Source organism: Pseudooceanicola algae (assembly GCF_003590145.2).
In the GTDB taxonomy this organism is placed as follows: Bacteria; Pseudomonadota; Alphaproteobacteria; order Rhodobacterales; family Rhodobacteraceae; genus Pseudooceanicola; species Pseudooceanicola algae.
Map to the genome: position 1 here is coordinate 2,320,855 of NZ_CP060436.1, position 11,675 is coordinate 2,332,529.

The following is an 11,675-nucleotide window of genomic DNA, read 5'->3' on the forward strand; positions in this document are numbered from 1 at the left end:
TTGCAGCTGAGTCCTTGGCGTGGGTGGCTCAATCCTGCAGGGTCTGCGCCAGCAGGCCGTGCAGCCAGATCAGCCCCGGATCGCTGGCAAAGCTGTCGTGGATCCAGAAGTTCACATCGAAATCCGGCACGTCGAAGGGCAGTTCGCAGAACCCGAATTCGCCATGCCGGTTCATCAGCGCGCAGACCGAATAGGGAAAGAGCGCGACGAAATCGGTGCGCCGGATGATTTCCGGCACGATGGTGAAATGATCTACTTGAGCCACGACCCTGTAGGGAATGCCAAGATCCGCGATCCTTTCCCGCGCCATGCGATAGCCGGTGGCGTCCTGCCCCACATCCAGGAAGGACAGCCCCGAAAAGGCATCTGGCGTCCAGTCCCGCGCCTCTAGCGGATGGCCGCTGCGGAACAGGCAGACGATCCTGTCCCGCATCACCGGCCAGCCAAGGCAGCTTGTCTCGGGAAGGCGCGGTTGATAGCCGATGGCCGCATCCACCTGCCCCGTCCGCAGGGCCGAGGCGATATCGTCCGGCGCGATCCGCGATGACCGGACCCGGACATCTGGCGCCACGGTCTGAAGCGCGGCCAGCAGGCGCGGCAGGATGACGAATTCGCCGGTATCGGTCATCGCCACGCGGAACTGGCGCGCGGCGGTGGCGGGATCGAACTGCGTGGTCGCCTGCATCGTGTCCGCCACCAGACGCAGCGATTCCTCGAAGGCTGAACGCAGGGAAGCAGCCATCTGCGTCGGCGCCATCCCGTTGCCCGAACGGACGAACAGCGGGTCGCCGAATTCATCGCGCAACCGGCGCAGGGCATGGCTGACGGCGGGCTGGGTCAGGCCCAGCCTTCCCGCCGCGATGGTCAGGTTGCCGCTGTCCCAGACCGCCAGGAACACCTTTATCAGGTTCAGATCGAACCGCAGAAGGGTCTTGTTGTCCATGCCGCCGCCCCCTTTTCCCGGCTCAGGGATAGCCGCGCGGCGCCTCGAGCCCCGCGAGCACCCGACCGGCGTTTTCCAGGATCATTTCCGTCACCGCGGCATGTTGCGTCACCACCATGGCATCGCGCAGGTATCGCTGCATCGGGCTCTTGCGGCTGATGACCCCCATGCCGGCGATCCGATAGGCCTGCTGGACGACCTCGGCCCCCTTGAGCGCAGCATTGGTGGCGCTGAGCCGCAGCATGTTGTTCTGCTCCAGCGACACAGGATCCCCCTTCAGCAGGCTGTCCCAGGCCGCTTCGGCGGCTTCGTAGAAAAAGGCCCGCGCACCGCGCAACCTGGCTTCGCATTCCGCGATCCCGGACAGGAAATAGGGCCGGTCGCACAGCCGTGCATGGCCCACGCCGATCTTGGCCGCGCCCGAAACGGATTTCGCCTGTTCGATCGCAGCGCGGGCAAGGCCAAGGTTGCAGGCCGCATGGACCTGGGCCTGATATGCCATGGCCGGATACCTGTAGAGCGGTTCGTCGATGACGCCGGGCGCGCCGCGTTCGCAGATCCACATGTCGGGGTAAAACTTGTCGGTGACCAAAGTGTCGTGACTGCCGGTGCCCTGCATCCCGGAAACATCCCAGGTCTCGATGATCTCGACCTCGCAGGCGGGTGATACGCCCATCATCACGACCGGCGGCGCATCCGGTTGCGCGCCCTGTGGATCGCCCGCGATGCCGACGCCGATCCAGTCCGCGCCCTTGCAGCCCGAGGCGAATTTCCAGCGCCCGGACACTTTCCAGCCGCCCTCGACCCGCGTCGCCTTCTGCACCGGGTGCAGCCCTCCGGCAAAGACCTGATCGGGACCCGTTGCGTAGATGACCGCCTGCGCTTCTTCGCAAAGCGCGGCCGTGTAGGTGTTGGCCGAGCCGAAGGCCGAAACCCAGGCGGCGGATCCATCTACCGTCCCGATCTTGTCCACCATCTTCAGAAAATGATGTGGGGCCATGGCGTCGCCACCGAACTTCTGCGGCGTGGCCGACCGGAAGATCCGCGCCGCCTTCATCAGATCGACAATATCCTGCGGGATATGGCGCAGGGTCTCGAAGGTCTCGCGCCGCGCCTCGATCACCTCGAGCAGATGTACGAATTCGGGGGTCTCGGTCAGCCGGTCGAAATCCACGGCGGGAGCGGCCAGCTTTTCAACATATGTCATGATGCACTTCCTTTATCCGGGAGCATCCTGGCCGAAGGGGACCTCATAAACCTAATTCATATTCATTATTGTAAAAATGCACCACATTCATGTACCCGGGACCTGAGCCCGGGCAGAGGCCGTCACACGCGTAATAGACCCCCATCGCACTGATATAATTACTAATTTTATACTCAGCAGATCCGGGGCTATCCGGTTCGGGAAATGGCGAATGACCAGACAAAAACCACGGCAACCGGGGATTCGCCCGTAAACCGGGCAAAAGGCCCGTTGGCTTACCCCCTGCGAGGAAGGGATCGAGAGTCAGCCGCAGGCCTGCCTGCGCGGCGCAGGCTATCCGATGGCACATCCGGATGCCGAAAGCCCCGCGCATGAACAGCCGGACAGCCTTCGCATCGTTGCAATGCAAGGCGATCTCGGGGTCCGAGGGCCAATGCCGCCAGCCTGAATTGAAAATAGGCAGCTCTTCAGGCAGCCATGCAAGACTTTATTGTTGCCTGAAACACAGATCCGTGCGATTCCGTATGGATTCTCGTCATCTTTCGACCCACCGACAGACAGGATGAAATCAAGCCGTTGTAAAAGTTGAATTTTTTATATTTTATGGAGGCTGACCTGCCCCATCCACACATTGATCCAAGGCGGGCCCAGGGCCGCCTATGTCTTGCCCAAGACGGCGCGCTCCAAGGCGATTCGGCGATGAAGGCAGCGACGAACAAGCCTTTATCGCCTCTGGTTGAAGCATTGCAAACCTGAGACTTCTTCGCGCGAATTTCGATTGGAGATCCATCGACAGGACCCGGCGCTGGCACAAAAGTGATCTTCGGCCACCTGTTGATCTGGAAATTCCATTTACGCTTCGAATTCTTATTGCACCCCACTGGGGGAGCGATAATCATCGTTGGGATTGCCGTCTACTCAATGTCATTTCTGCGTCTCCTTCCCGGGTCGCCCCGCTGGGAAATGGGAGGGACCTATTGCTTTTCTCTCGCAATATCAGCAGTGTGGCCCGGTGCAACATGCTGGAAAATGGCAAGACGAAAGCGATTCCGAATATGCCATTTTGTTCTTGAGCGCGTTTGGGGATTAAAGCCGGACATGACCATTAGAGTTTTTAAATGCCATGATTGCGGGCACAAAATGCGAATTCGCGGAAAGCATTGCGGGAGATGCTACGCGGTCAAGTATCCTTACCAAACGCGAAGACCATGGATTCTGGGTGCAGCAGCCGTATTACTGATCTTGTTCATGTTCGCATGTACGGTCGCCTGAGGCATGCCCGGCTCTTGCATATCCGGATCAATTCGCTGAGAAGCATCCAGCGTGGCCCCGTAGCTCAACTGGATAGAGCAGCCGACTTCTAATCGGCAGGTTGAGGGTTCGAGTCCTTCCGGGGTCGCCACCTGCCACCTGCCACCTGTGCCAATGAGGCATAAGCTTGCACGTTTCGGCGATTTTCATGCACATCCCCTGTCAAGGGGCTTGGGGTGCCATGTCGAAGGTTTCTTCTAGCACACTGAGATGAGACGCCATTTCAGCATATGCCGTGGCTAGCGGTCACTTTGCTCCATGAGATTTCAGGAGTGCCACAACCGGCGCAACAGCGTTGCGAAGATAGACCGGTCCGACATCCAGGCCGTTCGGTCGGAACGGCTGGATACCTTCGCTCTGCAGAACGGCCCGAATCGTGTTCAAATGCGCACCGGTTTCGGCCGACAGCATCGATGGTGTCGTGTAGTTGGCCTCAAACGCAGCGATGTCGTCCCGGCTCATTCGCCACTCCCGACGCCTGGTCGTGGGATTCAAAACCAACATGGCCGGCGTGTGACCACCTTCGATCAGAGCCAGGAATTGACCCTTCCCCCGAATACCCGCCGACCGGGCGAAGGCCGCTGCGGTCACCTCTCCCTGGCTGGTCGATGGCTTGGGCTCCGGCGCGGTCTTCGCCTTGAACTCAGCAACCTCAGTGATTTCCACCACAAGCCCGTGGTAGCCGAACATATCAGGGCGCTGACCAAGGCGCAAAGCTCCCGTCCGGATAGCCGCAATGATCTCACCAACCGGAAGGTCCAGCCGCTTGTGAACGAGTTGGATCGTCTCCCACCCTGGCTCCTCTGGGGCAACCGGCTGCGCATAGGCCTCCAACTCCTCAAGAAGAGCGTGGCCATCCGCAATCCGCCAAGGCGATTTGATCGTCGCGACGTTGGTCCTCGGGACGAGGACACCGTCTGCCTTCAACCCTTTCAATTCGGCCAGGGTTGCGCCGATTGCCCGTCGCAGCGCAATCGGACCAACCAGTGTGGGGATTTCATCAAGAATGTGCTGCCAAGCCTTCGCATCATAGGTCTTGCGGGCATCGGCACGCTTGTCACCGGGCGCAAACGCGCCCGCTTCTGTCAGGAAATCATCCAGCACAGCCGGGCCGATGCCGGTTTCCTTGGATGCTGACGCAAGGGAGTGGAGGCGCCGCTCTATCACGGCCTGGCCGAGAAGGTCATCCCCTGGCGCCAAGGGCCATATTTCCAGAAAATAATCACGAAGGATCCTGCGAAAGCCCGCAAAGGCATCGTCATCGAGATAGATGCCTTTAAGATGTTTGAAGAGCGGACCCAACTCGCCCTGCGTCACGATGTGGCCGCCGTCCTGCGATCGCATCAGGATGTCCAGAGCTGCGCGGATCCCATCAGGGCCTTGCGAGACGAAGGCAAATCCCGCGGCCTTGGCGCGCCGATCGTCCGGGGCCTCACCCTGTTTGCGCAGCAAAGCTGCACCGATAAACTCACAGAGTGTGATTGTCGGAAACACCGGCTGTGATGCCAGCCATGTTTTGTCCGCAGCGATACCCTGCGACAGACGCTTATCAAGCCAGAGGTCATAGTCGGTAGGATCGATGCGCAGGCGGTCGAATGATCCTGCTCGCAGATCCGGCAGGATTTCCGCCAATCGCGCTCCAATATCATCCCGTTCGATGGGGCGCGCGCTAGACCACAAGGGAACCAGCGGATGGTGGTGCTGGTGGCAAATATCAACACCTCTGCAAAGCCAGTCCCCCCGCAAGGCAATGTGCCGCAATGGATGGGGATGATCGGCTGCTTGCTCACGCATGCAGTGTGGACAGCCCCGAATGATCGGATTTCGTAGGGCCCGCGAGACGAAGACCTCCTTCCGAAACCGCATTCGGACGTCTCCGATGCGTTCACCTGTCCAGGAGAGCACCTCGGCGAGCTGCATGGCAGACACCCCGGCGCGTTCTGCAAAAATCGCGACGGCCTCTTCGTCCTGCTCCAGGATACGTCGAAAGGTGGTACCGAGATCGAGGGCGAAATTGACAGCGTCCGTCCCATTCAGGATTGCCATGCGCGAAAACAGCGACGGGAGAGTCTCGCGGTCAACGGGCTCTACTGTAAGGGCGAGTTTCCGCACCAAATACACCTCCCTGTGTGCTCAACCACCGCATGTGTTTGGGTACGCTGCCCCATAGCCGTTTCGGGCTCGGAAGCGAAGTCGCCATTCGCCGCAAACTCGGTAAGACATGTGCAAAGCCGGGGCCCGGTAAGGATGCTACCGAGGTGAAGGGCGCAAGCAGCCTCGAGGACTAGGTCGCGTCGGGCGGCCTAGGACCGCTGCGGGGCGTCCACCTCACCGGTTACTAAAGTTGTACCGCATGCCCTCAATATCGATCATGCCGATACCATCAGAAAAAATTTGGCAGAATGGCCGCTTGCATCCAATAAGCAGGTTTTTTAGCGACAGCGGCGAACTTCCGGAGTCCGCCTAACCAGAAATATCTTAGTTCACGAGGTGGGCCGACGGCAGGACCCTTGCCAAGATTACAAAGGTATCTGACATCGAGTTGTTGGCGAGGTTTGCCAGCGTATCCTCAAGTGTCCTCAATCGATCCGTCATTCCTGATATACGCGCCTGCATGCGTCTCTGTTCGGCCGCGATCTGCCCTTCAATCATCTGGATCTGTTGCTGGTCTTGGATGTTGCGGGACCGCAATTGCTCAATGCTGAGTTGCTTCCATCGGACATACGTTTCGGTTTCAGAGGTCAGGGTCTGCCTCCTGTCTGAAAATGCCGACATTGCTTCCTCGCGCGAATTTCCGAGGCGTATACGCTCTTCCTGCGTCATCTCCCTTGCCAGCGCGTTCACAAGCCTCTGGAATTCGGGGACAGGTGCTATCATCTTTTGGATTTGCCGGTTCGTAGTCGGTTTGCAGCCTTCGCCGAGGAGGGCCCGTGTGATCTTGTCGGCGCCGACCTCCACGACCCCGTCAGCGGAGACCACAAGGCAGCGCGTCCTGATGACGTCGGGGAACAGGGTGGACATCCATCGGCGGTCAGAAAGGCGTCCGACGCGCACGGCCGGAACATCGTCGTCGCGCGTCCTGATTTGCTTGTCCATGAGTATCGATGGCCGCCAAGAGCTGCGAACCAATATCAGCGTTTTCCCGACCAGATCTGAAGCCAGGCCTTCATCCGACAAATGGACGCCGACCGTAGTAGGGGAAACCGTCATTACTTTCAACGTGGCATAAGCCTGACAGACCAAGTCATCATGTATTTCGTCTCCAGTCGAAAAGAAACGGGCTCGTTTCCCGAGTTGTTCCTTCGGCAAGACGACATCTTTTTTGGGTGGCTTACCAAGTCGATCCCGGCGCCAGCGAAAAACCTCGGATTCGCGCGTTGTCATCGCGCCGAGTTTGTAGGGGCAATCTTCCAGCAGTGGCGGCAAAGAAAGGGTTGCGACGCGTTCGCCGTCGTTGGATTTTGGAAATCCGCCTTTCAAGGCTCCACTGAAGTGCAATAGGCGCAACCAATCATTTCCAGCATGCTCCGCGGCACGAATATTGCCAACGATCTCGCTGATGTCGTCCGCGGTATCCGGCTGGGCCGGGCCAAAATCCTCTCCAGACTGGTTCAGGCCGAAGGACAGCTCGCTTTTCAGTTCGGAGGCGGCCTGCCTGAAGCTGTCGCGGCCAGCCGCTGCATCGGTGATGATCCTGTCGAGACGCTGGGACAGGGCTTCGTCGAGGTAAGGCAAGGGCTGTTCGAAGACCTCCATCAGGTCAAGTGCTTCAAGCACCCTCTCATCTGCAGAACCGGCAACGACCATTCGCCATATACCAATCCTGCCCACGGTCCGATCTTTCATGTAGGCAATCAGCCCGCCGGAGCGGAGGCGGTCAAGGCGACCTATGAGCTGATCGATACGCGAGGCTTGCCATGGCAGGTTGTAGAAGATCATGTCCTCGGCGAAGTTATGCAGGTTGAGACCTGCTTCGACAAATTCCTCCATGATCAGGACAGTCGCCTCACTTTGGACGGCACCGACTACATGCACCAGATCAGTGTTGTAGCGACCACGCATGGTTGCGATGCCACCTTCAGAGAGGTGCGGGAACATTTCGGACAGACGCCGTTCCAGCATGTCGACGGTGGGCGTGTCGCCCGCGACGATGATGATACGCCGCTCTGGATCTTTGTGCCAATAGCCGAGCAGCACGTCGCACAGGTCGTCGAACAACGCGTTGCCGGGATTGCGCGACAGGGTGGTCTCCACCTCGTCCCGCAAGTCCTGGTGGGCCGAGAAGGTTCGGTGGCGCAGCATTTCGCGTAGGCTGGATCCAGCACGGAACATCTGACGGCATTGTAGCCAAGGGGCCGACCCTATCGGATTGTCCCGACCGTCCCGGCAGGCTGCATTTTGCAGTTTTATCTTCGGCACCTCTGCATCGGACGGCGCGGTACGGACAGTGTGAACCTTTCGCGTAGGCGCCATCCCTGGCCATTGGCTTCGCGTCTGACGAAGGATTCGGCGATCCGCCGCGAAAGCGGTCCTGTAGGCCGCGGCGGAGAGTGTGCCGTCGGAAACGTGCGCCTGCGCCGCAGCGGCGTCTTCCGACAGGAATTCCAAGGGCTCGCGGCCGAGGAGGTTGGCGATTTCCGAGCGTTCCGGTTCGATCGCACCGATGACAGCGCGGGCCCAATCGCGATTGCCCAGACGCGGCGTTGCCGTCAGCAGCAGGACATGTCTGAACCGTGGCGCGTCGCGACGCTGACGCTCCCGGCACAGACTGGAAAGGAATGCCGCGTCTTCGAGGTTCATGGCGTGGATCTCGTCCACGATCAGCATGTCATAGCCCTCCGGAGAAGGACGTGCCGGTTGCCTGCGGACCATGTCTGCTTTGATCAGGTGGACATAGCCTTCGCCATCGGGATGCTCCTGCTCTTCATCTGCGTCAGTCAGGATGGGGGCTGATATGTGGCCGCGCGCCGAAAGCTCAACCTGCCACTGGTAGCAGATGCGTTCCGGTGCGACGATTGCCACCCTTAAAGACGGGTCCCGCCTGCGCAAGATATTAAGGATCATCAAAGCCTGCACCGTCTTACCCATGCCGACCTCATCGGCGAGAAGGTGACGGATTTCCGTGTCCGCAAGGATGCGGCGTAGGTTGGCGATCTGATGTGGGTAAGGGTCGGCCGCGACGCCGAGGGCGCCACCCATCTCCCAAGACTCAGCTGCGACGAGGCGTTCTAGGGCGTGAAAGCCCGACTGGGCAAGATGAAAGCTATTCATGTAAGGTCAACATTCGTCATAGCGCGATAGCGCAAGGCAGCGTAGCGAACGGCACGCGCGGTGGATCGGTCAGCGCCGAAGCGCAGCAATCTGCCCCGCCATTCCGGGTCATCCATGACCCGCTCCGGCGCCAAAAAAAGGTGCAACAAGGCTCGCAGGTCGGCCGGTGTTATCCAGCGCCCGCTCCGGGACTCAACATCGAGATGGCTGGACACCAAGGCGGCAATCAGGTCGTCCAGATGGCTGGATTCATATGGCAACCGTTCGAGGCTTTCCGCGCGCTGCGCCGGCAGCACGAGTGCGGACAACTCGGGAAGGCGCGCCGCTTCACGGGCGCGTGCCACGAGCTTTTGCCAGCTGCCATCAGCATTGCCAGCGTCGAATTCGAGCTCAGCAGCTCCATCGGACATCGCTTTCTTCGAAAGCTTCTCCCACGCATCGAGAACCGCATCGTCCATGTCGGGCCACATGTCTCCGTCGGGAATGACGACAAGGTCCGGCGCAGGCAATATTTGGCGAAAACTCTCTTCGAGATAGCCGGCGAGTTCGTACTTCTGAACGTCATCCAGCGGTGAGAAAGCTGTTGTGCCACAGACCAGATCGGCCTGCATGGCTTCGGTAACCAGCCGCCGGTGAAAGCCCGTTCCAAGTCCGCGACAGGACTTTTCCCTCTTGATCCAGAGATCACCACAGAGCGCGGCTACAAGCCTATCTTCTAGTTTTCGGCGGGCATTGGATCGAAGACCTTCTCCTACTGCTGATCCTGCCGAGGCGAGGCTCCAGCTGACATAGGCCTCAAAGCCTACGGTAAGGCCGTGTGCATAACCTTGGGTTTCCGTGACGCGCTCAACCGGATCTGCTATGGCTCTGGGGATGCTGCTGAGTAGCGTGCCGGCTTCGGGTTCCACCAGAATGCAACTGCGTAGCGCACCGTCGCTTCCCCCGGCTGGACGGAGAAGGCCGTATCCAGATGTCAATGCTGAGGACGAGGTTGCGCCAAGCACAAACGCCGTGCTCGAGATCACGGGATCGCAGATGAGCGCCTCCAGCGTCTCTTGTCCTTCCGCTGTCCATTGTGCGCTTCGGCGATCAAATTTCCATTCTGGCTCCGGAGTCGCGAGTGACCACGCGTTTCTGTCCAGCCCATTTGCTCGGACCTCAAGACGGGCGTACATGCCACCTTTGGTCCAAAGACGGGCCACGGTCCGGATGTCGGCAAATTCGGGGCGATCAAAAGCGATCCTGACAGGCGCACTCGGCGTGAGGATGCGTACGGTACGGGATAGGCCACTACTGGAACTCAACGTGATGTCGAGGACCATGTCGTGCAGGGTGATCGGTGTTGACAGATGCAGCGCGCCAGCACCGCGCGCGATCTCTGAAAGGCCGATTCCATCAGGCTGGAGGGATAGTCTTACAGGCGCAGGCGGTTCGATATCGCGGAAAACCAAGTCGATCGGGGCAACTTTGGACGTGTCGAGCGGCGACAGTGACCAGATCCCCTCGGTCATCGGCAAAATGTGCCATCGGTCGTCTGGGAGACGGAATTCGGTACTTTCAGTCTGGTCGAGACGCTCGGCAAAGATTGTAATAGGTGTTCTCGATCGGGCCTGGACCGGTCGTCCCGAGGCCTGGCTTACGGTGGAACCATCGTGGCGCAGGGTCAGGCCGCCCAGGAAGTCAACGAATGGTTCAGCTTCCACGTGGATGCCGTGCCGGGCCAAAACTGCATCGCCCTCCGGTGTCCCGCTGCTGAAGTGGTACAGCCCGTCCCCCCAACCATCGAGGGCCCGTCCTTCAAGAACCATCTCGTAAAAATAGATGCCCGGCGTCACCCAGTCCGTGGGTCTGAGCTGTGTTTGATATCCGTCGTCACCCTCGTCTTGGAAGAGCAATCCCGGCGCGGGAACGATGACGCGTTCCAGCCAGGCCGGTGCCTCAATTCCGCTGATCTGCGGGCGGGGAACCTCTTCGAGCGGACGTCCGATGAAGACGGTATCACCGCAGAGGAAGCGCTCAAGGGTTGTAGAACGCGCGCCAACAGTGACCGTTGATTTTGACAAGTGAGCACCGACTCCTGACCTGACTGCTTCGAGTTCGGCGGGGGTGAGGCTTGGCCCTCTTACGGCCAAGCCACGGGCCTCCGCGTCATCAAGCAGGAGTTCGTATGTTGCCTTGGGAAGACGTTCCACGCCCTGATGCTCAGCAAGACGCCTCGCCCGGATGACGCGTTCGAGACGCTTGACCTCACTTTCCGATCTCAAGTCATTGGTCAGGCGCTGCAGGAAGCCTGCTTCCATACCCAAGTCGCCTGTTCCGCCGGTGACTAGATGGCGGATTACGGGCAGCACAAGGTCGTCATCCTGCAGCCAGGATTCCAGCCGTCGTGAACCGAAGCCACGGGCAAGCTCTTTCAGTCCCGGCAACGCCGCGTTCGTCACTTTCGGATTACCGGTTTGAATCAAGAACTCTCTAACTAGACGTGCCAGGGAGCCATGGACCTCTCGAGGAACCATGGCATTTCGGACGGGCCATGCAATGTGAGGAAAGGCTGCCGACCAGGCATCATCCAGAGGTCGCGCGGCTCCGAACTCTATTGCACAATCCCGGAACAGATCGGAAATTTCGCTGCGTTGTGGAATTGGAATGTCGACCTTGATTGCTGACTCAACTAATGGCCAGAAATCGGTCCCTGTACCCCTGTATTCATAGCCGATCTCGGTCACGACTACGCAAAGCGACAGCGCAAATTCCTGCCATGCCCGCCTGGTGAGCTGATGTAACGCAGCACGCTGGCTGACAATGTACATCAATTGCTCGATTGCGTCGCGATCGAGGCCGTGTTCAATCAGATATACAGCTCCGCCATCCCGCTCCCGGGACAGGTCTGAAAAAATCTGCGCCAGCAGATTCTCACTGGCAACCAAGTCATTCATCTTTTCA

Annotated in this window: 5 protein-coding genes and 1 tRNA gene; 1 reads left to right on the forward strand and 5 read right to left on the reverse strand. The window is 59.4% G+C overall.

What is annotated here, in order from left to right; genetic code table 11:
• Nucleotides 1–28 precede the first annotated feature (28 nt).
• Both PSAL_RS10865 and PSAL_RS10870 read right to left on the reverse strand, forming a co-directional pair.
• Nucleotides 29–943, reverse strand: coding sequence for a LysR family transcriptional regulator (locus tag PSAL_RS10865; protein ID WP_119837714.1), 915 nt, complete (start codon nucleotides 941–943; stop codon nucleotides 29–31).
• A 22-nt stretch (nucleotides 944–965) separates the two neighbouring features.
• Complete coding sequence (locus PSAL_RS10870; RefSeq protein WP_119837713.1) at nucleotides 966–2,150, reverse strand: acyl-CoA dehydrogenase family protein; 1,185 nt, start codon at nucleotides 2,148–2,150, stop codon at nucleotides 966–968.
• A gap of 1,325 nt (nucleotides 2,151–3,475) precedes the next feature.
• Between PSAL_RS10870 and PSAL_RS10875 the strand changes: the two genes are divergently transcribed.
• Nucleotides 3,476–3,552 (forward strand) — tRNA-Arg (locus PSAL_RS10875).
• Nucleotides 3,553–3,707: 155 nt separating this feature from the next.
• Here the strand turns inward: PSAL_RS10875 and PSAL_RS10880 are convergent.
• From PSAL_RS10880 to PSAL_RS10890, 3 genes are all read right to left on the reverse strand, one after another.
• Entirely contained in the window at nucleotides 3,708–5,582 is a 1,875-nt protein-coding gene (locus PSAL_RS10880) for a TniQ family protein (protein ID WP_119837712.1), read from the reverse strand.
• 357 nt (nucleotides 5,583–5,939) lie between these two features.
• Nucleotides 5,940–8,732, reverse strand: coding sequence for an SNF2-related protein (locus PSAL_RS10885; protein ID WP_119837711.1), 2,793 nt, complete (start codon nucleotides 8,730–8,732; stop codon nucleotides 5,940–5,942).
• Nucleotides 8,729–11,668: a hypothetical protein gene (locus PSAL_RS10890; RefSeq protein WP_196222682.1), complete on the reverse strand. Its 2,940-nt coding sequence runs from the start codon at nucleotides 11,666–11,668 to the stop codon at nucleotides 8,729–8,731. The genes PSAL_RS10885 and PSAL_RS10890 overlap by 4 nt, the downstream gene beginning before the upstream one ends.
• Nucleotides 11,669–11,675 lie beyond the last annotated feature (7 nt).

Coding starts and splice junctions, on each gene's coding strand:
- PSAL_RS10865 (WP_119837714.1), bottom strand. CDS start 943: ATGGACAACAAGACCCTTCTGCGGTTCGATCTGAACCTGATAAAGGTG.
- PSAL_RS10870 (WP_119837713.1), bottom strand. CDS start 2,150: ATGACATATGTTGAAAAGCTGGCCGCTCCCGCCGTGGATTTCGACCGG.
- PSAL_RS10890 (WP_196222682.1), bottom strand. CDS start 11,668: ATGAATGACTTGGTTGCCAGTGAGAATCTGCTGGCGCAGATTTTTTCA.
- PSAL_RS10885 (WP_119837711.1), bottom strand. CDS start 8,732: ATGAATAGCTTTCATCTTGCCCAGTCGGGCTTTCACGCCCTAGAACGC.